Source organism: Methylorubrum rhodesianum (assembly GCF_014199985.1).
Lineage (GTDB): Bacteria > Pseudomonadota > Alphaproteobacteria > Rhizobiales > Beijerinckiaceae > Methylobacterium > Methylobacterium rhodesianum.
The window spans coordinates 268,682-290,901 of sequence record NZ_JACHOS010000008.1 but is presented as its reverse complement, the minus strand read 5'-3'; the positions used below and the strand labels follow the sequence as shown (position 1 = coordinate 290,901).

20 protein-coding genes, 1 tRNA gene and 1 pseudogene are annotated in these 22,220 nt (G+C 67.4%); 9 read left to right on the top strand and 13 right to left on the bottom strand.

Going from position 1 to position 22,220, the window contains the following annotated elements; genetic code table 11:
* Positions 1-143: 143 nt before the first annotated feature.
* On the bottom strand, positions 144-1,139 hold the full coding sequence (locus HNR01_RS14120; RefSeq protein ID WP_183668134.1) for a hypothetical protein: 996 nt from the start codon (positions 1,137-1,139) through the stop codon (positions 144-146).
* Between the two features lie 517 nt (positions 1,140-1,656).
* Between HNR01_RS14120 and HNR01_RS14115 the strand changes: the two genes are divergently transcribed.
* Positions 1,657-2,337 (top strand): cysteine hydrolase family protein, encoded by a 681-nt coding sequence (locus HNR01_RS14115; protein ID WP_096484640.1) that lies wholly within the window; start codon positions 1,657-1,659, stop codon positions 2,335-2,337.
* A 30-nt stretch (positions 2,338-2,367) separates the two neighbouring features.
* Here HNR01_RS14115 and HNR01_RS14110 read toward each other — a convergent pair whose 3' ends face one another.
* Positions 2,368-2,568: an autotransporter outer membrane beta-barrel domain-containing protein gene (locus HNR01_RS14110; RefSeq protein ID WP_157914146.1), complete on the bottom strand. Its 201-nt coding sequence runs from the start codon at positions 2,566-2,568 to the stop codon at positions 2,368-2,370.
* A 20-nt stretch (positions 2,569-2,588) separates the two neighbouring features.
* On the opposite strand from HNR01_RS14110, the gene HNR01_RS14105 reads away from it, so the two are divergent.
* The 4 genes from HNR01_RS14105 (at position 2,589) to hpxZ (ending at position 5,247) form a co-directional block, all read left to right on the top strand.
* Positions 2,589-2,870: a hypothetical protein gene (locus tag HNR01_RS14105; RefSeq protein WP_183668132.1), complete on the top strand. Its 282-nt coding sequence runs from the start codon at positions 2,589-2,591 to the stop codon at positions 2,868-2,870.
* Between the two features lie 279 nt (positions 2,871-3,149).
* On the top strand, positions 3,150-3,353 hold the full coding sequence (locus HNR01_RS14100; protein WP_017485033.1) for a DUF4089 domain-containing protein: 204 nt from the start codon (positions 3,150-3,152) through the stop codon (positions 3,351-3,353).
* Positions 3,350-4,855, top strand: coding sequence for an AtzE family amidohydrolase (locus HNR01_RS14095; protein WP_183668130.1), 1,506 nt, complete (start codon positions 3,350-3,352; stop codon positions 4,853-4,855). Before HNR01_RS14100 ends, HNR01_RS14095 begins: the two co-directional genes overlap by 4 nt.
* Positions 4,852-5,247: an oxalurate catabolism protein HpxZ gene (gene hpxZ, locus HNR01_RS14090; RefSeq protein WP_183668128.1), complete on the top strand. Its 396-nt coding sequence runs from the start codon at positions 4,852-4,854 to the stop codon at positions 5,245-5,247. Before HNR01_RS14095 ends, hpxZ begins: the two co-directional genes overlap by 4 nt.
* Positions 5,248-5,306: 59 nt before the next feature.
* On the opposite strand, the gene HNR01_RS14085 is transcribed toward hpxZ, so the two are convergent.
* From HNR01_RS14085 to HNR01_RS27605, 3 genes are all read right to left on the bottom strand, one after another.
* Positions 5,307-6,707, bottom strand: coding sequence for a nucleobase:cation symporter-2 family protein (locus HNR01_RS14085; RefSeq protein ID WP_183668126.1), 1,401 nt, complete (start codon positions 6,705-6,707; stop codon positions 5,307-5,309).
* A gap of 464 nt (positions 6,708-7,171) precedes the next feature.
* Positions 7,172-7,657, bottom strand: a complete 486-nt coding sequence (locus HNR01_RS27610) for a hypothetical protein (protein ID WP_246417505.1) — start codon at positions 7,655-7,657, stop codon at positions 7,172-7,174.
* A gap of 437 nt (positions 7,658-8,094) precedes the next feature.
* Positions 8,095-8,325 carry a hypothetical protein gene (locus tag HNR01_RS27605; protein WP_017485038.1) on the bottom strand — a complete coding sequence of 77 codons (231 nt, stop codon included), beginning with the start codon at positions 8,323-8,325 and terminating at the stop codon, positions 8,095-8,097.
* Positions 8,326-8,361: 36 nt separating this feature from the next.
* Between HNR01_RS27605 and HNR01_RS14070 the strand changes: the two genes are divergently transcribed.
* The gene (locus HNR01_RS14070) at positions 8,362-10,416 is read left to right on the top strand and encodes a putative bifunctional diguanylate cyclase/phosphodiesterase (RefSeq protein ID WP_183668123.1); all 2,055 of its coding nucleotides are present in this window, start codon (positions 8,362-8,364) and stop codon (positions 10,414-10,416) included.
* A gap of 148 nt (positions 10,417-10,564) precedes the next feature.
* On the opposite strand, the gene HNR01_RS14065 is transcribed toward HNR01_RS14070, so the two are convergent.
* Positions 10,565-12,373 carry a thioesterase family protein gene (locus HNR01_RS14065; protein WP_183668121.1) on the bottom strand — a complete coding sequence of 603 codons (1,809 nt, stop codon included), beginning with the start codon at positions 12,371-12,373 and terminating at the stop codon, positions 10,565-10,567.
* Between the two features lie 354 nt (positions 12,374-12,727).
* On the opposite strand from HNR01_RS14065, the pseudogene HNR01_RS27600 reads away from it, so the two are divergent.
* Positions 12,728-12,973 (top strand): annotated as a pseudogene (locus HNR01_RS27600) (integrase core domain-containing protein); the annotation flags it as partial.
* Positions 12,974-13,119: 146 nt separating this feature from the next.
* Here the strand turns inward: HNR01_RS27600 and HNR01_RS14055 are convergent.
* The gene (locus HNR01_RS14055; protein WP_309236189.1) at positions 13,120-13,380 is read right to left on the bottom strand and encodes a hypothetical protein; all 261 of its coding nucleotides are present in this window, start codon (positions 13,378-13,380) and stop codon (positions 13,120-13,122) included.
* 483 nt (positions 13,381-13,863) lie between these two features.
* Here HNR01_RS14055 and HNR01_RS14050 point away from each other — a divergent pair, with 483 nt between their 5' ends.
* Positions 13,864-15,834: an alpha/beta hydrolase domain-containing protein gene (locus HNR01_RS14050; protein ID WP_183668117.1), complete on the top strand. Its 1,971-nt coding sequence runs from the start codon at positions 13,864-13,866 to the stop codon at positions 15,832-15,834.
* A 184-nt stretch (positions 15,835-16,018) separates the two neighbouring features.
* Here HNR01_RS14050 and HNR01_RS14045 read toward each other — a convergent pair whose 3' ends face one another.
* A complete protein-coding gene (locus HNR01_RS14045) occupies positions 16,019-17,503 on the bottom strand; it encodes a DUF2252 domain-containing protein (protein WP_017485044.1) in 1,485 nt (494 codons plus the stop codon).
* Positions 17,504-17,830: 327 nt separating this feature from the next.
* Between HNR01_RS14045 and HNR01_RS14040 the strand changes: the two genes are divergently transcribed.
* Complete coding sequence (locus HNR01_RS14040) at positions 17,831-18,112, top strand: hypothetical protein (RefSeq protein ID WP_026105608.1); 282 nt, start codon at positions 17,831-17,833, stop codon at positions 18,110-18,112.
* A 525-nt stretch (positions 18,113-18,637) separates the two neighbouring features.
* On the opposite strand, the gene HNR01_RS14035 is transcribed toward HNR01_RS14040, so the two are convergent.
* From HNR01_RS14035 to glnT, 5 genes are all read right to left on the bottom strand, one after another.
* The gene (locus HNR01_RS14035) at positions 18,638-19,054 is read right to left on the bottom strand and encodes an ester cyclase (RefSeq protein ID WP_183668115.1); all 417 of its coding nucleotides are present in this window, start codon (positions 19,052-19,054) and stop codon (positions 18,638-18,640) included.
* A gap of 398 nt (positions 19,055-19,452) precedes the next feature.
* Entirely contained in the window at positions 19,453-19,860 is a 408-nt protein-coding gene (locus HNR01_RS14030; protein ID WP_183668166.1) for a helix-turn-helix domain-containing protein, read from the bottom strand.
* Between the two features lie 233 nt (positions 19,861-20,093).
* Positions 20,094-20,168, bottom strand: a tRNA-Gly gene (locus HNR01_RS14025).
* A 112-nt stretch (positions 20,169-20,280) separates the two neighbouring features.
* Positions 20,281-20,790, bottom strand: a complete 510-nt coding sequence (locus HNR01_RS14020; protein WP_183668114.1) for a hypothetical protein — start codon at positions 20,788-20,790, stop codon at positions 20,281-20,283.
* Positions 20,791-20,892: 102 nt separating this feature from the next.
* Complete coding sequence (glnT, locus tag HNR01_RS14015) at positions 20,893-22,191, bottom strand: type III glutamate--ammonia ligase (RefSeq protein WP_183668113.1); 1,299 nt, start codon at positions 22,189-22,191, stop codon at positions 20,893-20,895.
* Between the last annotated feature and the right edge of the window lie 29 nt (positions 22,192-22,220).

The window sequence follows — 22,220 nt, the reverse complement described above, 5'->3', positions numbered from 1 at the left end:
GACACTCGTTCGGCGATGCGGGTGCCCTCCACCACGAGCCCGCCGCCGGCTCCCTCCGCCAGGATCGCCAGCGGATCACGGAGCCAGAGGCGGCGGGGGCGGGCGCTCGATTCCATCATCCGGCTACGCGTTCCTGTCGGTGATCAGAAGACGTGGAAGGCCACGCCGGCGAGGAAGCTCTTCTCCTCGGTGCCCTTGAAGGTCGCGGTTTCCTGGTTGCCGAACTTGTTCAGCCAGTACTGGAAGCCGATGAAGACATCGACCTTGTTGGGCTGATCGTAGACCAGCTTGCCGAGATCGAGCACGAGGTTGGTGCGCGACAGGAATTCCAGCCCGCGCGGCGGGTTGAACGCGTAGGCGGCCGGGTTGTCGCTGATGCCGCGACCCTTGGGCAGGACGATGTTGTTGAAGCCGGCCAGCGTCAGCGGCAGACCGGTGAAGGTCAGCGGCAGGCTGTAGACGATCTCGAATTCGGGGACCGTGTTGAAGCTCTGGTCGCGGTCGGGCTGGGTGTTGAAGCCGTTGCGGTTCCATTCCTTGTAGGCATGGACCGACAGGTTCAGGAAGCCGGCCGGCACGTCGAAGGCGAAGTTCAGGCCGCTGACGATGTCGCGCTTCTTCGAGCCGAAGGCGTCGTTCTGCGAGTTGGCGTCGAAGCCGAAGGAGAGCGAGACCTCCTTGACGATGCCCGGGAAGGCGAAGGCCTTGGTGCCGGTCAGCGCGTTCAGGCTGAGCGTGCCGCGGTAGAGGCCGTAGGCTTCGGTGTTGCCGTAATCGTAGCTCACCGGCACGCCGCCGGGCGTGTTGGTCGTGCCGGCCGGGAATTGCGACCCGGACTTCAGGATGTCGAGCGAGAAGAAGTTCGTGCCGTAGGCCCAGGCATCCGCGTGCGAGATGTTGAGGATGTGCTTGGGCGCCTCGCGCGAGCGGAAGCTGCCGTCGGGCCGCTGGATCTGGATGCCGGGGGTGACGGTCGGAAACTGGTAGCGGTAGCTGATCTGCGTGTCCGCGAAGAGGAAGAACGGCACTTCCTTCGGGGCCACCTCCTCGGGGACCCTCTTATCCTTGAGATCCGCCGCGATCGCCGAACCGGCCGTGAATAGTGACAGCGCAACCGCCGCGAGCCCCCGGACCGACATTCTTCGTTCTCCTCGACCTTCCGTGTGGTCGGACGGCAGCAACGGGGGTGCCAGGATCAAGCAGGCCCTGGTGCCGGACGCCCGCGCGGCAGCACAAGTCGTAAATCCGCAACACTTTCCGGCCGGTCCCGGTCGCGAACGTCAGTGAAAGGCCGGGTCGGGCCGGCGTCGAGATCGGTCGCATCTGCGGGACGTACCCCCGCCGCCGCGGCGTGATTCACGAAAATCTTTCGGATCCGCCCGCCGCCTGGTCATCCTGCGCAGGGAATGGCCATGGTGCCGATAGGGGCTCGCAGCGGGAGAAGTTTGCGAGCACGGCCGCCCGTGTCGGGGCGGAGCGGGGGCGGAGCCGCCGCCCGATGCACAGGCCGGCGCCAGCCTGGCGACACTTCGTGCATCGCCGACCGTGATCGGGCACGATTTTTCGAAGGCGCACCGGCATCATCGTCACCCGTCACCGCATCGGCCCGGACGATCTCAGGGCCACAGCCCCGCGGCGACCGCTCCGAGGTAGCCCATGCCCGACCCGCGCCCCCTTCTCGAGGCCGAACCCTCGCCTCTGCCGTTCGATCCGGCCGGAACGGCCCTCGTCGTCATCGACATGCAGCGCGACTTCCTCGAACCCGGCGGCTTCGGCGAGAGTCTCGGCAACGACGTCTCGCTGCTCGCCGCCGCGGTGCCCCCCACCCGTGCCCTGCTGGCCGCGGCGCGCGGGGCCGGCCTCCTCGTCGTCCACACCCGCGAGGGGCACGCGCCCGATCTCTCGGATGCGCCGCCGGCCAAGCTGGAGCGCGGCGCGCCGACGGCGCGCATCGGCGAGCCGGGCCCCATGGGCCGCATCCTGATCCGCGGCGAGCCCGGCCACGACATTGTCCCCGAACTGGCTCCCCTCGACGGCGAGCCGGTGATCGACAAGCCGGGCAAGGGCGCCTTCTACGCGACCGGACTCGCGGCCTTGCTGGAGGCGCGCGGCATCGAGACCTTGATCGTCTGCGGCGTGACGACGGAAGTCTGCGTGCACACCACCGTGCGCGAGGCCAACGACCGCGGCTACCGCTGCGTCGTCGTCGCCGATGCCTGCGGCTCGTACATCCCGGCCTTCCACGAGGCGGGCCTTGCCATGATCAAGGCCCAGGGCGGCATCTTCGGCTGGGTCTCGCGATCCGCCGCGGTGATCGCCGCCCTCGGCCGGGGGTGAGGCGCACGTCGGCGGCCTGCGGGCCCGTCGTCAGAAGCGCAGGGTGAGGCTGCCCCTGGCGGCGTGATCCTGGGCGCGGGGGCCGACCTGCCCCGTATAGGACACGCCCAGGGTCGTGTTCGGCGCCACCTCCGCCGACAGGCCGGCCTCGGCCACCAAGGCGTGCCGGTCGATCGGCAGGCCGGTCCCGATGAAGCTCGCCCCGTCTCCAACCGGTGGGCGTGGCGCCATCGACGATGCGGCCGGCATAGGTGGTGGAGCTGTCGTCGGCGTTGACGGTGAGGCGGCCATTGCCGAGGGGCGCCGCGGCGCTGTCGCCGACCAGCGAGCCGATCAGCGTCGCCGACGAAGCCAGGGTGCGCAAGCCGTCGCCGGTTCCGACGTTGTCCTTCACCAGGATCGGGATGCCGAACGGCGTCGGAAGCGCCTGGCCGCTCGCCCGGGCCTGCACCCTCTGGGCATCCATCCGCCCGGCGATCGCCGGGAAATCGGGATTGATCTGCTGCATCGAACACAGGGCCGAGCCCGCGTGATCGGGCTTCCGGATCTTGGACATGTACGGCAGCACGATCTCGCGTGATGTGGTCTCGCCACGCTGCAGCATGCCGGCGAGATCGATCACCGACCTCTGCGTCAGGTCGGGCCGGCATGCTCGCGCATGAGCCGGCGCCCGGATGACCGGCCGCGGCTCGACCCCAGCGGACCGGCGGACATCCGGGGCAGCGTGCCACGATCCGCGATGCGGGCGCGGTGGCCGTGGCGCGGCCATTGCACCGGACCGGCCGCGAAGCGCCCGATCCTCGAGGAAACCGATGTCCGATCACGCCGCGGCCCCGCCGCCGCCCGATCTCGACGCCTACGCCGCCGCCGCCGCGCCCGTGCTGGGCCTCGCCCTCGATCCGGCCTGGCACGAAGCGGTCGTCGCCAACCTGCGGGTGCTGCACGCCGCCGCGGCGCTCGTCGCCCTGTTTCCGTTGCCCGACACCGCCGAGGCGGCCCCGGTCTACACGGCGTGAGCGCGACGACGGATTGGAGCCTCGCCCCGGCCTGCGACATCGCCCGTGCGGTGTCGGCGGGGACGGTCGGCGCCCGCGACGTGGTCGCCGCCGCCCTCGCGCGCATCGCGCGCATCGACCCGGCGGTGAACAGCTTCACCGACCGCCTGTCCGAGCGCGCCACCGCCCGCGCCGCTTCCCTCGACGCCGCGCGGGCCAGGGGCGACAGACTCGGCCCCCTCGCCGGGGTGCCCTTCGCGGTCAAGAACCTCTTCGACGTCGCCGGTCTGCCGACGCGGGCGGGCTCGCGGATCAACCGCGAGCGGGCGCCGGCTCCCCGCGACGCCGCCCTGATCCGGCGGCTGGAGGCGGCGGGCGCCGTGCTGGTCGGGACCCTCGGCATGGGCGAATACGCCTACGACTTCACCGGCGAGAACATCCACGACGGCAATACACGCAACCCGCACGCCCTCGACCACATGTCCGGCGGCTCCTCGGGGGGATCGGGTGCGGCGGTCGCCGCCGGCCTGGTGCCGGTCGCGCTGGCCTCCGACACCAACGGCTCGATCCGCGTGCCCTCCGCCTTCTGCGGCTGCTTCGGGCTCAAGCCCACCTACGGGCGGCTCAGCCGGGCCGGGAGCTTCCCCTTCGTGGGCAGCCTCGACCATCTCGGCCCGATGGCGCGCTCGACCGGAGATCTCGCCCTGGCCTACGACGCCCTGCAGGGGCCCGATCCCGAGGATCCCGCCGCCGCGTCGCGCCCGCCCGAGCCCGCGGCCCCGGATCTCGACCGGGGCGTCGCGGACCTTCGCATCGCGGTGGCCGGAGGCTATTTCGCGCAAGGGGGCGACCCGGAGGCGTTTACCGCCGTCGAGCAGGTCGCCCGCGCGCTGGGCGCGAACCGCGGCGTCGCGATCCCGGAGGCGGCCCGCGCGCGGGCGGCGGCCTACCTGATCACCGCGGCCGAAGGCGCCGCGCTGCATCTCGACCGGCTGCGCGGCCGGGCCGGCGACTTCGATCCGGCGGTGCGCGACCGGCTGATCGCCGGGGCGATGCTGCCCGCGCCCTTCCTCGAGCGGGCGCAGCGGTTCCGCCGCTGGTATCGCGACGCCGTGCTGGACCTGTTCCGCGATGTCGACGTGATTCTCGCGCCGAGCACGCCCTGCCGCGCGCCGCGCTCCGGCCAGACCACCTTCGTCCTCGGCGGCATCGAAGTGCCGGTGCGGCCCAATATCGGGGTGTTCACGCAGCCGATCTCCTTCATCGGCCTGCCCGTGGTCGCGGTGCCGGTCTGGCTCGACGGCGGGCTGCCCCTCGGCGTGCAGATCATCGCCGCACCCTGGAACGAGGCGCTCTGCCTACGGGTGGCGCGTCACCTCGAGCGCGCGGGCGCGGTCCGGGCGCCGGTCGCGGCCCTGGATGGGGTGCCCCCGGAGGCCAAGCCTTCGGAGAACAAGCCTTCGGAGAACAAGCCTTCGGAGAACAAGCCTTCGGAGAACAAGCCTTCGGAGGACACGCCGTGATCATCGACGATCCCGCGGTGAAGGCCGAGGTCGAGCGGGTCTTCGCGGCCTACGAGGCGGCGCTCGTGAGCAACGACGTCGCGACGCTCGAACGGCTGTTCCACGACGATCCCCGCACGATCCGCTACGGCGCGGCGGAACATCTCTACGGCATGGACGCGATCCGCGCCTTCCGCCGGGCGCGGCCCCCGCAAGGGCTCGCCCGCGACCTCGCGGACACCGTCATCACCACCTACGGCCGCGACTGCGCCGTGGCGATGACGCTGTTCCGGCGCGGGTCCGCACCCGGCCGGGTCGGGCGCCAGAGCCAGACCTGGCTGCGCTTTCCCGACGGCTGGAAGGTGGTGGCGGCCCATGTCAGCGTCATCGACGACGCGGCCGATGGGGCGTGAGCGCCCCCTGACCCGATGGCCGGGGGCCGTGATCGATGGCGACGGGCCCGCGGGCGACGTCAGTGGGCCTGCGCGACCTCGGCCTGACGGATCGCCGCCTCACGGGATTCCGCCCTGTCGCCGAATCCGTTGAAGAACAGGTTCAGCCCCACCGCCGAGATCGCGGCGAGCAGGATGCCCGATTCCAGCAGCGGATGCAGCGCATGCGGCATCTGCTTGAAGAAGTTCGGCGCGACGAGCGGGATCATGCCGAAACCGACCGAGACCGCGACGACGAATAGATTGTTGCGGTTGCGCGCGAAATCGACGCCGCCGAGGATGCGCGTGCCGGTGGCGCCGACCATGCCGAACATCACGAGGCCGGCCCCGCCGAGCACGCATTGCGGCACGGCCTCGACCAGGGCGGCGAGCTTCGGGACCAGTCCGAGGCCGAGCATGATGAAGCCCGCGACCACCGTCACCCAGCGCGAGCGGATGCCGGTGACGCCGACGAGCCCGATATTCTGCGAGAACGAGGTGTAGGGAAACGTATTGAAGATGCCGCCGATGACGGTGCCGAGCCCGTCCGCGCGCAGGCCCCGGGTCAGCCGCCGCCCGTCGACCGGATCGGCGGTGATCTGCGACAGCGCCAGGAACATGCCGGTCGACTCGATCATCACGACGATCATCACGAGGCACAGGGTGACGATCGAGACCGGATCGAAGCTCGGCCAGCCGAAGGCGAAGGGGCGCACCACGTCGAACCAGGGCGCCGCGGCGACGCGGTCGAGTTCCACCAGACCGGCGAAGCCGGCCAGGATCATCCCGAGCGCGATCCCGATCAGCACCGAGGCCGAGGCGACGAAGCCCGTGGCGTAGCGGGTGATGGCGAGGATCGCGCAGAGCACGAAGGCCGCGATGCCGAGATAGAGCGGTGCGCCGTAATTCGGGTTGCCGACGCCCCCGGCCGCCCAGTTCACGCCGACGCGCATCAGCGAGATGCCGATGACGAGGATGATGGTGCCGGTCACGACCGGCGGGAACAGCGGCAGGAGGCGCCCGACCAGCGGGGCGGCGACGAGGCCGAACAGGCCGGAGGCGATGACGGCGCCGTAGATGCCGGTCAGCCCGATCGCCGGGTTCGTCCCCATGGAGAGCATCGGGCCGACGGCGGCGAAGGTGACGCCCATCATCACCGGCATCCGGATGCCGATGCCGGGCAGGCCCCAGCTCTGGATCAGCGTGACGATGCCGCAGGCGAACAGGTCGGCGCTGACCAGCATGGCCACCTGCTCGGGCGGCAGCTTCAGCGCCCGGCCGATGATGAGCGGGATCGCCACGGCGCCCGCATACATCACGAGGACGTGCTGCAGGCCGAGAAGCCCGAGGGCCGCGCGGGGGACCCGTTCGTCGGGCTTGCGGGGATTCCGACGCTCGATCTCGGCTGCGGAAGCCGGCGGGGAAGACGCCATCGACACCATGGGAGACATCCTCCGAACGTCCGGCCACGCTCGCAGGTGTTATGCCAATGAAGCGCTCACGGCCCGTGCCTCCTTCGACGAGCCGAAGGCCTCCCATCGGAGGGGGCGGCGCGGCCTGCCGTCGGGGCTGTCGCGATCGGGACTGTCCTGGTTTGATGGCCAACACGCTCGCGCGCTCGGCACCGATGCGAGGCGATCCCAGCGGTCGGCCGCCGATCGGGAACAGTCTTCGCCGACGCGGATGCCGGCTCCCTTCGAGGCAAGCGCCGAACCGAGAGCGGCCACGCCGGCCGGAGCGAAGGTGCGCGTACATCCGGCGTCACCTCCGTCCCTGCCTCGTGGCCGCATCCGATCAGGCGACGGGATCGCGATCGGCATCTCCCTGAGACGGGGGCGGTGGGGCCGACCATCCATGGAGGAGCGCCCGACCCGCATACGCGCGCGTCGGGCGTGTCATGTCCCCGTTATTCCGCCGGGCCGCCGGAGGTCGCACCGTAGTTCGGCACGGAGCGGTCGTTGAGTTCCGCGTTGCCGTCCTTGGCGGAGCGGTCGATGCTGCGGCCCCGAGCCGTGCCGATCGAACCCGTCGTCACGTCGTCGTAGGCGTTCGGAGCGGCGCGATCAGTGAAGAAGCTCGAAGGCTTCTCTCCTCGGATCGTCGAGAAGTTCTGAGCAAGAGCAGGCGAAGAGATCGCACCGAAGCCCAGCACGACAGCGGCGATGGTGGAAGTGATACGAGTGGTTTTGATACGAGTGTTCATGGCACAACCCAGTAAGGCTTGCGCGGTCTCCGTCGAAAGGCGGCTGGCCGTGACTTGTTGCGTGTCCCTGAATTGGGTTCTGGCCCTCTGGAACGACGTGCCGTTTGGCACGTCGTCGTCGGCACGCCGCTCGAGCCCCTGCCGGTGGATCGCGTCGATCCGGTCGGCCGTTCCAGGGGCCGGCGCCATCCCGTCGGCGGCAGACCCCGATGTAGTCCCGCGGCCGTGAGGCGGCCTCACAGGCGGAATCGCCTCCGCAGCGGCGCACCAGCGGAGGGTTCAAGATCTGGCCCGCGGGCGGATCCGCCGGGATCGTCACCGCTTCCCGCGGCGCGCAACGCGACAAAGATGATGCGCGCGGGCGTCGTGTGGCGACCGTCCGGATCGCTGCTGTCGCAAGATCACCCCGATCGACCAGCCCATTCATGTCCGAAATGAGGCGCGAAGATTGCAATTTAAGCAATCCATTCGCATCAAATGCGAAACGTCACGTTTACAGCAATTTAAACCCAATGGCCCATTCTGTGATGGAGGGGCGGATCCGAGCGTAGTTTCAAATAGTAGAAAATTTACATCTGCATCGAATAGCTTTCCATGAAGTGTGTGTGTCACCTGAGATGCTGATTTCATTCCCAGCCGGCGCTCATCGTGGAAACGAACCTCTCGACGCCAACCTGAGGGCTCGCGTCCGTGTAGAGCAGTTCGACGTTGCTCTCCGTCTGGTTCCTTTCACTGTACTCGTCAGCCTCAGCGTCGTCCAAGTCATCGTCTATCTCTTTTGGAGTCCTGCCAATCGCGCCTATTTGGGCCTGCTTGAGGCGTCTATCCTGCCGCTGGCGGTCGCTGTCCTCCGGCAATGCTGGCTCTGGCGTTCGCGCCCCAAGCCGCGCGAAGTGGCCGTCTCGTTCATCCGTCGTGCCGTCCTGGCCGCCTATGCCTATGGCGGTCTGCTCGCCTCGATCCCGGTCATGCTGTTCGTCGGAGCCGATCCGGACGGGCGCCTGCTGATCGCCGCCAGCTGTGCGGGCCTGATCGCGACCGGGATGAGCGCCGCCGTGCTGCCACGGATCGCCATCGGCTTCTCCGGCCTCATCATCGCCGGATCCTTCTTCGGCTTGGCGGCGACGGGAGACCGCTTCTACATCTACGTCGCGATCCTTCTCGTGTTCTACGCAGCCTTTGTCTGCTTCACGATCCTGCATCTGAGCCGCCTCCTGAAAATGCGCGTCGTCGCGCAGGTCGACCTCGAGCGGCAGCAGGAATTCACGAATCTCCTGCTCAACGAGTTCGAGGAGAATGCGAGCGACTGGCTCTGGGAGACCGACGCGGAGCTTCGCCTGCAGCATGTGTCGCCGCGGTTGGTCGAGGTCGCGCGCTCGTCGGAGCGCCAGCTTCTCGGCTTGCCCCTCGAACAACTGCTGTTGCCCGCCGTCGCTGCGCCCGATGGGCACCCGAGCACCGTTCTCTGGAACTGCATCGCGGAGCGCCGCACATTCCGCAACCTCGTCCTCCCGCTCAACATCGCGGGCGAGCAGCGCACGTGGCAGTTGAGCGGAAAGCCGATCTTCACCAATGGTGTCAGCTTTTCAGGATACCGCGGCGTCGGATCCGACGTGACGGAGAAGCGGCGGTCGGAGGAGCGGCTGTCGTACCTCGCGCTGCACGACGCGCTGACGGATCTCCCGAACCGGGTTCAGTTTCAGCGGCTTCTGGAAACGGCGCGCCAGCAGCTCGGAGCGAGCGGACGATTCGCGGTGCTGGCGCTGGATCTCGACGAGTTCAAGAGCGTGAACGACACGTTTGGGCACGCGGCCGGCGACGGGCTCCTGCGGGCCGTTGCCGAGCGTCTGCGGCGCTTCGCGTCGCCCGATGTGCAGCTGGCTCGCCTTGCAGGCGACGAATTCGCGATTCTCGCGAGCGGCCCGGCGGCCAGGGATCGCCACGCCATCGCACTTCTGGCCAGCGACATCGTGGCGGCGGTCGCGTCGCCCTTCGCCATCGACGGCATCCGGGTGAGCATCGGCGTCAGTATCGGCATCGCCATCGCCCCCCAGGACGGCTGTGAGGAGATCATGCGGCGAGCCGACCTCGCACTCTACCGGACGAAGGGCGAAGGCCGGAACGGATACCGCTTCTACGAAGCCGAGATGGACGAGCGGATCGAGGCACGGCGTGCCCTGTCGACGGAGCTGCGGGGGGCCCTCGATCGCAACGAGTTCCTCCTCTACTTCCAGCCCATCGTGACGAAGGAGGGCCGGATCCGAGGCTTCGAGGCGCTGGTGCGCTGGAACCACCCCAAGCGCGGCTTCGTCTCGCCCGCCGACTTCATCCCCCTCGCCGAAGAGACGGGCGTGATCATCCCGATGGGAGAGTGGATCCTGCAGCAGGCCTGCGCGATCGCCGCAGCCTGGCCCAGCGACATCAGCGTCGCCGTGAACCTGTCACCCATCCAGTTCCGTCACTCGGATCTCGTGCTTCTGGTGGATTCAGCGCTGCAGGGGAGCGGCTTGGCCGCTTCGCGGCTCGAGCTGGAGGTCACGGAGTCGGTGTTTCTCGAGGCGACCCCGACCATCAAGACCGCGCTGGCCAAGCTTCGGGAGCGGGGCGTGCGGCTTTCCGTCGATGATTTCGGAACCGGCTATTCCAGCTTGAGCTACCTTCGCCGACTGGCCTTCGACAAGATCAAGATCGACCAGTGTTTCGTGCGGGACCTGCCGCACGAGCAGAGCGGCGCGGCCATCGTCCGCGCGATCATGGATCTCGCCACGAGCCTCAAGATGACGGTCATCGCCGAAGGCGTCGAGACCGAGGCGCAGCGCCGATGCCTCCTGAGCCTGGGCTGCCACGAGTTCCAGGGCTACCTGTTCAGCAGACCCGTTCCGGCCGAGGAGGCCACGGCCCTGGCGAGCCGGCAGGACCTCCGGCGGGGGACGATCCACGCCGCCTGATGCGGCTCGGAATGCCTCGCGAAACGCCCGCGCACCGGCGTGCGACGGGCGCTTCGCGCGAGACATGTGGAGCGCATTCGCACGGGTGCGGACACCGGTTCGTCGAAGGAATGCGCGTCGAGACGAGAACGGAGAGCCGGATCCGGCTCTAGACGCTGAGGCTCGTGGCTCCCAGCGGACCCGACACCGTCGAGGTCGCGTGCGGAGAGGTTTTGGGCCAGTAGGGAAGAAAGCCCTCGATGATGGTCCGCGGGATGTCCAACGGACGATACTGGACCGTGTCCACGAACATCAGCGATTGCTCGCCGCGACCGAGCAGGCCGTTGATCTCGCTGTGGATTTCGTGGGCCAGCGTCACGAACTTCCGATTGTGGCTGGCGATGCGGACACGGACGGTGATGGGCTCGAACTCGGCGGCCTCTCGCCGGAAATCGTGCTGGAACGATTTCGTCAGCACGTAGAACTCCGTCGACTTCAGGTCGAAATTGGGCATGCAGGTGTTGAAGAACAGTTCTCGCGCCTTCCCGACCCAGCGAACGTAGTTTGCGAAATAGACATTCCCGACGGAATTGGTGTCGTCGTAGGTCGGCATCAGATTCAAGACGAACCACTGCCCGTCGAAGCCGTGCGAGGCGACCGCCTCATCCCGGGCTACGGCGACCACCACCGTCTTCGCAGCAGGCTCGTCCGTCGCGATCGGCGCGGGCGTTGCCGGCTTGCCGCCGAAGCCGAGCAGCTCTGCCATCATCGGCAGCGCGCCGACGAGCCCGATGAGCGGGGCCAGGGTCAGATACGCCCAGTTCGGCTCGATGTAGCCGGTCAGGAAGACGAGGCAGGCGGCCAGACCGATCATGTAGCTGAGGACCGGGTCGTAGCGCCGGGACGCGCCGAGCGTCTCGCAGACGAGGCAGGCCGCTCCTCCGACGAGGAGCGTGGCGAAGGGCACCATCAGGTACATCAGCGAGAGATTGAGTTGGGTCGCAACGACCGCCGTCGCGAAGGCCGCAACCAGGATCCAGATCGGCGATGACACCAGCGAGGGCGGCACGAAGGCGAGGAGCGGCGAGTTGCTGCGCGTCGTGATGCCGGTCATGAGCCAGCGGGTCGCGCTGTAGAAGCTGTCGATCGTGGTGGCGGCCGCCACGACCGTCCAGATCAGAAAGGCGACCGTCACCCCCGCAAGGTGGCTCCGCGCCGTGGCCTGCGCCACGGCGGCGTACGCTCCGGGCAGGCCGTCGAACGACACGACCGGTTCGCCAAGTCCCGCCGCGGACGCGAGCAGGGCATTGATCGTCAGCAGGCCGACGAAGAGAACCGCCCCGATCCCATAGGCCGTCCGGACGGACGCGCCCTCGCGCTGGATCTCGACCGCACGGTGCCAATGCTGCACGTCCATCCAGGGGCCGAGCAGGAAGCCGACGAGCGAGGGAAGCACGAGGCCGTAGAAGCGCTGGTCGAAGGACGAGAGCGGAACGTCAGGACCGCTGGATCCACCCGCCAGTCCGGCGAGCGCCACGAAGCCGGCGCACACGCCCAGGATCAGGACGACGCCATGCCAGATCTTGATGCGGCGAAGTGGAACCGCATGCCCGATCGAGCAGGCGATGAGGATGAGCGCGATCGAGCCAATGATGGTGTCCCGCCCGAACAGCGGCGTCCAAGCATAGGCGGTGAAGCCGAAGATCGTGATTGCAACCGCGAGGAACTGACAGGCGAGGAACAGGACGGCGTAGGGTCCCTGAATGGCCGCCGCGATTTTGTCGGGGCTTCGCCCCGGTGCGCCGAGGACCCAACCAAATAGACCAAGCCCGACCGCGTTGGGCAAAGCAAAAGCAAGGAAGCCGAGCCAGCCATAAGTCAGTGTGACATGGATCGCGTAGAAGAAGCCGAGCCCCCAAAACCATGATAAAGCGATCGTTGGTGCCCAGATTGCTGAGCGAAGGAGCTGATTTGGCATTCTGCTTTGCGAGTCCGTTGTGCCGCCTCAAGCATAGCGAAAGGAATCAGTTGCGGGAATGAGAAAACGCCCGAGGAGGCCATGATGCGACCGGAAACGTGTTACGGCACCGAGTCGAACCGCGCCACATCCTCTGGCTGCGGGCCTCGGCGACGCCATACGACCGTACGTGGTTGCGGCATTCCGGCCGCAGTCGCGGACACGAGCCGTCGTTGTCCCGGACGTCTCCGAGCGCCGCGCCCGCCGGGCGCTCGGCCCGCATCGCTCGACGAGAGCCGCAAGTGCCGCGGGGAAGAGAGGACGAGGCCGCGCTGACAGCCGACCTCGCGGAACTGGTTCGCCCGTACGGTGCCGTCCTGGTCTGCGGCAGTCGGCAGTCAGACGGCCTGCATCGCACCGAATTCCCCATGGCAGAACGGCTGCGTCGAGAGCTGCAACGCAAGACGGCGGGGCGAGCTTCTGAACGACGAGGTCTTCGACGCACGGAGGGAGGCACAGATCATCATCGAGAGCTGGCGCCGACACTCCGACACGATGCGTCCACAGGGCGCGCTCGGCTACAGGCCGCCGGCCCCGGAGGCCTTCGTGCCAGCATCGACCGCTTGGCCGGCTGCGCGTGCCCAACCACTTTCGCCGGCCAAGCGACCCGTGGAGCAGAAGCCAACCCTGCACGAATCTGGAATTTGGACCACCGCGTCGGAGCCGATCATGGCAGGCGCTTCCGAGGAGGCTGAGGTGGCGAAGCCTCAGACCTGCCCCGGCTGACATCCGTAGGGCGGTACCGCTCGCGGAAAACGTTCCTTGATACGCGCGCAGCCCCAGTCGCGCAGGGCCTGCGGCAGCCTTCGGTTCACCTCGATCCCGACCTCATCGTAGGGTGAGGCTCCGGCTGTGACGTAGTGGTACCAGCGCCAGCCAACCGTACCGGCTGCGGCAAGTACGATGGCGAAGGCGACAGAGGCGACCAGAGCCGTCCGCGACTGTGGGCGTTGCGCTCTGTCTGTCACGTCAGCAACTCCATCAAACTCCGACCAGAGGGCCTATGCCGCGGCCCAAGCCAGAACCAGCACGCCGCTGAGGAACATGGCATAAGTCGCGAGCAGGGCGGAAATCTCGCGGTGCTTCGAAACGACGTCGCGGGAAATGGAGAGCATGGCGGCGATCAATCACGGGGTGACCGGATCAGCCTGATAGCCAAACCTTGGCGGTTTTGGAGAGGGCGATGCCCCACTTCGGAAGAATCGATGAGGTGTTGCGGCCTGGTGACTCCTCCGAAGGGCGGCCCCTACCGGGCGCCAAAGGCCTCCGTGAGTTCGAATCCCTCGCCGTCGACGAACCCACGGATTCGCGGGTGGGCAGGAATTCGAACCGAACGGCGCCCGCAAGCTGCAAAGGAGAATGCAGAGCGAGCCTCGGCATTCCTCTCGACGTCGGCCTGCCGACATGTTTGCTGAGGACACCGGCCGGAACGAGCCGGGCAGGGAGCAAACATGCGCAACGGTTGGGTTGTGGTTGGCGCACTCGGCTGCGCCCTCGGCGCTGCGCCGGTTCAGGCGGGCATCACCGGCATCGAGATCGCCAGCGTCGAGCCTTTTGCAGATGGCGCCGAGTTCGGTGCGGCCGGTAGCTACGAGCGTGTCATCGGGACGGCCCGTGGTGAGCTCGACCCGGCCGATCCGGCGAATGCCGGCATCGTCGACATCGCCCTGGCGCCCCGCAACGTCCGCGGCATGGTCGAGTACAAGACCGATTTGTTCATCCTGCGGCCCAAGGATCCGGCCCGGGGCAGCGGCACGCTCCTGTTCGAGGTCCTGAACCGGGGCCGCAAGTTTCTCTTCAACTGGGTCCTCGATGCGCCTGCGCAGGCTGTACAGGCCGTCAACGATCCGAAGTCTGCCACCGATGCCGGGACCGGTCTCGTCCTACGTCGGGGTTACACCATCGTCTGGTCGGGCTGGGAGGCCGACGCGCTGCGCCAGCAGGGCGGTATGGCCATCGACGTGCCGGTGGCCACGCGCAACGGCAAACCGATCGTCGAGATCGTGCGCGATGAGCTCGTCAGCGCGACCCGCGGCCCGCCGGAGGCTCCCTTCTATCTGACATTCAAGGTCGCCAGCCAGAACAAGGCCGATGCGCGCCTCACCGTCCGGCGCCGGGAAGCTGACCCGCCGCGGCCGGTGCCGCCTGACGCTTGGCACTACGCCACGCCGCGTCAGATCGAACTTTTGCCGAAGGGCACCAAGCCGTTGCCCGGCTCGCTCTACGAATTCACGTACCAAGCCACCGAGCCGAAGGTGCTCGGGATCGGCTTCGCCGCGACCCGGGACGTGGTGGCTTATCTCCGCGGCAACGGCGGAGACGGCGGCGGCACGGCCAACCCGGCGGGCGGCACGATCCGGCACACCCTCGCGCTCGGCATCTCTCAGAGCGGTCGCTATCTGCGCGATTTCATCCAGCAGGGCTTCAACAGGGACGAGGTCGGCAAGCGGGTTTTCGACGGCGTGCTGTCCCACATCGCTGGGGTGGGCGGCGTGTTCCTCAATGCCCGCTTCGGCCAGCCCTCGCGAACCAACACACAGCACGAAGACCACCTCTATCCCGAGAACGCCTTCCCATTCTCGGCCGGCAGCCAACACGATCCCATCACCGGGAGGACGGGCACCATCCTGCGAGATGATGGCTTCGACCCCCTGCTGATCGAAGCGAACACCGGAACGGAGTATTGGCAGAAAGGTGCCTCTCTCCTGACGACCGATCCCGTCGGCCGCACCGATGTGCGGCTGCCTGACACCGCCCGAGCCTACCTCGTCTCAAGCGGCTTCCACTATGGGCGTGCCGGTCTGGCCTCGACCAATGGTCCCTGTGCGAACCCGCGCAGCAGCCTGAACCCGGCCCCGGCGGTCCGCGCGCTGCTGGTCGTTCTCGAAGAATGGGTGAAGGAGGGTAAAGCGCCCCCGGAGAGCCGCGTGCCGCGCCTGTCCGATCAAACCCTGGTCGAGGCTGCAGATATCGGCTTTCCGTTCATGGTCGGCGTTCCCGTTCCAACGGCGCCGAATGCAATCGCGCGTTTCAGCACCTACGTCGACCCGCACCCGGAAAGTGGACCGCAATATCGTCCGCTGGTCCCACGCGTCGATGCCGACGGCAACGAGGTGGCCGGCATCCGCCTGCCGGCCGTGGCGGCACCGCGTGCGACCTTCACCGGTTGGAACCTGTATGCCGATCCGTTCCCTGCCGGGGCTTTGTGTGATCGCGAGGGCAGTCAGATACCGTTTGCGCGCACGCGTGCCCAGCGGGATGCGGCTGGCGACCCCCGCTTGTCCCTTGAGGAGCGATATCAGGATGCGGGTGCCTATGTTGCAGCCGTGACGAGGTCCGTCGATGCACTCGTGTCGGATCGACTTCTATTGCAGGAGGACGGCGACCGCATGATCGAAGCCGCTCAACAGCAGATTCCGTAACGGTCGGTCCCATGCCGCGATAGGAGATCTCGTCATAGCGAGAGCGAGCATCGGCCGCTGGCATGCTCGCGCGCCGGACGCTCGCCAAGGTTGCCCGCGCCTATGTACTTATGAGGCCGGGCACGCGTAGCAGCCCGGTGGTTCTGCGCTCGGCGATGAAGCTGTCGGTCGCCCGCTTCCTCCATCACAAGTGAGGGTCATCCGCTGCCGTGAGGCGACCTTCAGCGATTGCGGCGCAAAACATCGCGTAGTCCGCTGCATTCCGATCACCATAGGCCTGCGCCCAATCGGCCAGGGCTTCACGCAGATCAGCACGCCCGTCGTGACCGAAATAGCCCGCGATCGCCGCCGCATCTCCGGTGCGCGCATGCGCCTTCGCCAGCAGCGCACCGTACGCGTGCGAGAAGTACATCAATGAGCGGCCCGCCATACGACTGAGCGGGATATCGCCCTTCATGTTCTTCATCTGACGCACGTAGAACGGGCGACCGTCGATGCTGGTCCAGCCGAGCAGCGGATCCCCCACCGCCTGCAGCAGGCGCTGTCCGTAGATCACGCGTTCGCCCTCGTGGCTCGCATAGGGCTCGGGCATGCCGCGCAGATACGGTGCGCTTGCCGGTCGCACAGCTTCCTTGACCTGAAGGAAGAGCGCATCCTGGTCCGAATTTCCGCACAACAAGGCGACATAGGCCCGCGTGCCGACGCTGCCGACGCCGACCACCCGGTGCGCGACATCGACGACGTGGTAGCGGCTCAGCATGAACCGGCGCTCGCGCGGCAGCGTCTCGGCGTAGCGTTCCAGTCCGGCCGTGACGCTCTGGCGCGTCGCCTCATCGACACGGGTGAGGATCGGCGGCTCCTCGCGGAACCGCCACCCCCCATCCGTCCGCCGCTCGCCGACCCGATCGAGCAGGCTCTTGTTGTTCTTGCGTCTGGCCTTTTCGACGGCTCGATGGACCACCGCCTGCGACTCGGCATCGATCTCGATGCCGATGAAGTCGAGATCATCGGCCCGCGCCGCCTGCTGCCAGACATCTAGAGATCCGCGCGGGGCGAGATCGTCCATGGTGTGCTGATAGCCTGCGGCGGCGCTTTGGACCGCCTGACGCCGTTCGCTCGCAGGCACGGCAGCGTCTCGCGCCGCGACCTCGATGCTCGCGCACAGCCGCTTCAGGTCCCATTCCCACGGTCCGACCGTGACCTCATCGAAATCGTTGAGATCCAGGACCACGTCACCCTGCGGTGAGCCGAACAGGCCGAAATTCGATATGTGGGCGTCACCGTTCATGACGACATCGATCGGACCGCGCGGTCCCCGAGACAGATCCCAGGCCATGACCTGCGCCGCTCCGCGCAGGAAGGCGAACGGCGAGGAAGCCATGCGGGCGACCCGCAGCGGGATGAGGTGTTCCTGCCGGCCGGCATGCGCCCCTTCGATGAGCGAGACCGGGTCGGGTCGATCCGCGTCGGCGGTCAGGACGGCATGATCGACATGGGGAAGGTCGCGCCGAAGCGTCTTGCCCGCGGCTCGGCGCTTGTCCCACGGCTCGACACCGGTGCGCAGGTCGATGTGCGGAAAGTCGGCCAGCGGCTCCAGCACGACCTCTTCGGCAGCCTCGATGATCGCGGCCTGCTCGTCCGATCCCGGTCCTGTGACGTCGTGATCCATAGTGCGTTCCGTCGTCAGGTACGTCCGCGATGAGCCGCGGTCGATCCGCTTACGGCTTCAAGCCGTCCCCTCGCAACGCGACCGAACAGACCTCGTTCTCTTACATCCGTCTCTAAAATTTCAGCGGCCCTCGGCCCGGCCGTCGAGCACACCTACCCCTGCATCGGGGATCGGTGGCGGATGGGGGGATTGGAGGTGGCCGGCCGGCGCCAAGTTTGAGCACGACCGGCCCGGACAGCTTCACCTTTCGATCGCAGGTCCCGAGATGGAAGGAACGACCCATCGCGTCGCGCGTCTCATCCTGGAACACGCATGGAGGAAGCGACGATGTCGGTTTTCCAAATTCGGCAGAGTGGGACGGGCGCGATCCTCTGGACCGGCGCGGCCGCCAACGAGATCCAGGCCCTGGACGCGATGGCCCATGATGCCGGCTACTACGATCACTCCGATCTTCCGGAAAATATGCGTCGCGGACTGAAGGTCGAAGCGCTGTCGTTCGGGACGGCCCGCGGTCAGTCATCCGCTGGCAGAACGCAGGGCGGGCGGAGCGGTCAAATCGTGATGGGCACCGCGATCAACGACCGCAACCTCGGCCGGGCGGCCCGCTAGCGACCCTGAGGCGGCTCGTTCAGCGGCCTCCAGCCTCTGACGGCGCTCGACGGCGTCCACGAGCGCATCCGAGATGGCTTGCCGAAGAGCCGCGACAGCGCTGCCTTGCGATGTCCAGAGGTACTGCTCGACGAGGAGCTCCACCTCGTCCGCTCGCGCCGCTGCCACTGCGCGCACTGGGCCTGCCCTCTCGCTGTGACGAGGCGCGGCGTTTGATGCAGCCGTGTGACTCTGATGAGGCCCGCGGCTTCGAGCCTATCGCGGTCCGAACGATCCTCCCCCCTCACCATCCGCCTGCCCTATGGCCGCCCTCCAGTGGGTAATGCGGATCCACTGGCCCCGCCCGGTTCGCCGGCGCGGGGCTCTTCGTGCGCGAATGACACCGGACAAGGTGTGCGGGTGCCTTGCTCCGATTGCCGAGAATGGCCGCTCGGTCCAGTCGTTTACAGCACGCAACTGCCACCAATCTTCGCTCTTGAAGTTCGGGGATCAGGCAGAGCTGTTCCGAAAAGCACCCTTATCGAATCAAGCCCAACCAAATTCCTTGATGGCGCGCGTGTCGTTCCAGATTTTGGTCATATGGCTGATCTTTTCGCCATCGAATTCCATGGCATAGACGTAGTCGGTTGCAGTGCTTTTGCCGGTGGGAGGACAGGGTCCACCTTCACCGGTGTGCGTCCCTCGGAAGATGCCATACGCCAACACATTTTGGCGCTCGTCATCTGTCGCGAAGGATTTCACTTCATATCGGCCATCAGGAATGAACGTCAGCAGTCCCTTCATCCAGTTCGTATAGTCCCGCAACGTGACGATGCCCGAAAGGGCATCGGCTTGAGCTGAAAAACTGGCACTGGGTGTGCAGTATTGTTCGCAGGCTTCCCAGCCGCCGCCCGTCTCGCACGCATCGAAGAACGCTTTAGCGACGGTCGTAATCGTACTCATGAACGCTGCCTCGCTGATGTGACGAGCCAGACTAGGACGTTTGCGGATAGGCCGATATGGCAAGAGGTGCCGGATGCGTGCAGCAATTTTTGCCAGAAACGGTGCCTTCTCGGGCCTTTTGTCTACAAAATGGCTCGTCGATTGACCGCGACGCGGCGACGGGTGGCGAACGGCGCGCTCGGAATCAACGCCGGGCTGATGCGGACTATCCGCTCGCGGCCGTCCGTCTACCTCATGCCCGCTTGAACGACGGGTGCCTCCTCAGCCCCGCCGGCACCCGCCGCGCGGGGTCTTTTCGTTTCAGGTCCCGCGCCGGCCGCAGCAGCCTCTCGCCCGACAGCGTCGTAGATCTGCCGCGCGGTCGCTTCAGTTGGGCTGGGGCCGCGAGCAGCACCGGATCAACTGGCCTGATCCTGTCCGATGCGAGCCGCTCTTCGAACAATCGCCAGAACATCGCGGCGCATCTGGTCATCCTCCAGTGCGTTGAAGGCTCGCAAGAGATCGGCGGCACCATGGGCGCGCAGGATGCCGAACACCTCCGCTTGCTCCTGACCAGCGTCGCCTTCGTCGCTATCGAAGAACGTCGTGACTGGCACTTCAAGAACCCGAGCGATCTCGCTCAGGCGGCCGGCGCCGACGCGGTTCATCCCCCTCTCGTACTTCTGGACCTGCTGAAACGTTACGCCGAGGGCGCTGCCGAGCGCGGTCTGCGAGAGGCCTTTGGACTTGCGCAGCGCTTGGATGCGCTCGCCAACGATCCGGTCCTGCTCAGTCGTTTTTTTCGGCGTCGCGCCAGGAGTGTTCATGGCATTGAGCCCTGCATGGGAGAACGGCAGGGCGGGTTGATCGAAAGCCCAGCCGGAAGGTCCCAGCAACGCTCCCGGGAGGATTTCCGTTGCGTTGAGCCGCGTGGCCTCAGTACCCGAGTTCGCTCCCGTCCTGCCTCAGCCAGCCAATCAGGCCGGCGCATCATCCCGCGCGCTGGGAGCCCGAAGTCAGCGGCAGAGCGTTGAGAAGGCTGACACTTCGGTGGGTTGATTGGAGCGGGCGATCGGGATCGAACCGACGACATTCAGCTTGGGAAGCTGACGTTCTACCACTGAACTACGCCCGCATCCGGCCGCTCATGGAGCGTTGACGCTGCCTCGAGCCGGAGCGCGCTTTCCGAGCGGCAAGGCTTGGAAAGCACCTCATTTTCATAAGCGATGGCAGGCGCCTGTCCACCCCTAAAATGCGTCTGCGCCCCGTCGCGGCATCCGTGCGCCGACGCTGCGGCCGGCGACCAGCCAGTAGACCAGTCCGGACACGACGCCCGTTATCAGAAGGATCACGGCGAGCCGTGCTTCCGCGCCCGCCGCCGCCGAGCCGGCGGCGGGTGGCGGGCCGCCGCGGGCGAGCCAGGGCAGGAGCGCCGTGAGACCCCCCGTCGCGCCGCCGTACCAGAACGGGGAGCGCAGCCCGAGCGTCTCGCCGAGGAGCGCTGCCAGCGTCGGCGGCAGGATCAACAGCAGGCTGAGCGCCTGGGCGAAGAGGAGGACGGCCATCACGGCCACGTCCGGCGGAAGGCCCTGCGCGAGATCCGACAGGCCGGCGAAGAGGCCGACGAGACCGAGCTCGCCCAGCGTCTCGCGGAAGGTCGGATCGAGCAGCACCCCGACGGTGAGCGCCAGGGCGCCGGCCGGGATCGCCAGGATCAGGGCGAAGACGGCGAGGAGGACGCGTCCCAGCCCCATCATCGGCATATCAGCTCCTCGCGCTCCGTCGGGGACGGCCGAAAAACCGATAAGCTCTTGGGGCGAGGACGGGCAACCGGCCTCACAGATCGGCGCCGGGGCGGCTCAGCAATCGAGCGTGGTGTCGCGCTCCCATTGCGTCAGATGGCGGCAGTAATCGTCCCATTCCTGGCGCTTGAGCTTGAGGTAGCTCGGCACGAAGGCGCCGAGCGCCTCGTTGAGGACCGGGCTCGCCTCGAGGGCGCGCAGCGCGTCGAGCAGGTTGAGCGGCAGGCGCTTGACGCCCTCGACCGTGTGCCCGTCGGTGTACATGTTGATGTCGAGGCGCTGGCCCGGATCGCGCCGCTGCCGGATGCCGTCGAGGCCGGCGGCGAGGATGCCCGCCTGGAGCAGGTAGGGGTTGGCCGCCCCGTCCGCGAGGCGGAATTCGAACCGCCCGCCATCGGGGATGCGGATCATGTGGGTGCGGTTGTTGCCCGTGTAGGTCACGGTGTTGGGCGCCCAAGTCGCGCCGGAGGTCGTGCGCGGCGCGTTGATCCGCTTGTAGGAGTTCACGCAGGGATTGGTCAGCGCGGCGAGCGCGTCGGCCGAGTGGATCAGGCCGCCGATGAAGTGGTAGCCGATCTGCGACAGGCCGATCTCGTCCGAGCGGTCGGAAAACACGTTCTGGCCCTCGCGCCAGAGCGAGACGTGGGCGTGGCAGCCGGAGCCCGTCAGGTCCATGAAGGGCTTGGGCATGAAGGTCGCGCGGAAGCCGTGCTTCTCGGCGATCGAGCGGGTCATGTACTTGAAGAAGGCGTGCCGGTCGGCGGTGATCAGCGCGTCGTCGTAGTCCCAGTTCATCTCGAACTGGCCGTTCGCGTCCTCGTGGTCGTTCTGGTAGGGCTTCCAGCCGAGGCTCAGCATCGCGTCGCAGATCTCGGTGATCACCTCGTAGCGGCGCATCAGGGCCGACTGGTCGTAGCAGGGCTTGGTCTGCTTGTCGGCGGTGTCGGCGGGCTCCGAGCCGCAGGGCGTGATCAGGAAGAACTCGCACTCGACGCCACTCTTCATCTGCAGCCCCTCGCGGGCCGCTTCCTTGATCAGGCGCTTGAGGATGTTGCGCGGGCCCTGCTCCACCGCCTTGCCGTCCATCACGAGGTCGGCGGGCAGCCAGCCGACTTCCGGCTTCCACGGCAGCTGGATCAGTCCCTCGGGGTCGGGCATGGCCAGCAGGTCGGCATCGGCCGGGCTCATGTCGAGCCATGTGGCGAAGCCGGCAAACCCCGCGCCGTTGCGGCAGGTGCTGGCGATCGCGGCGGCCGGCACCAGCTTGGCGCGCTGGGTGCCGAACAGATCGGTATAGGAGACGAGAAAGTACTTGATGCCGCGTTCCCGGGCGGCGGCTTCGAGTTCGTGCGTCATTGCAAGAATCCTCCCGGCTTGGTGGTTCG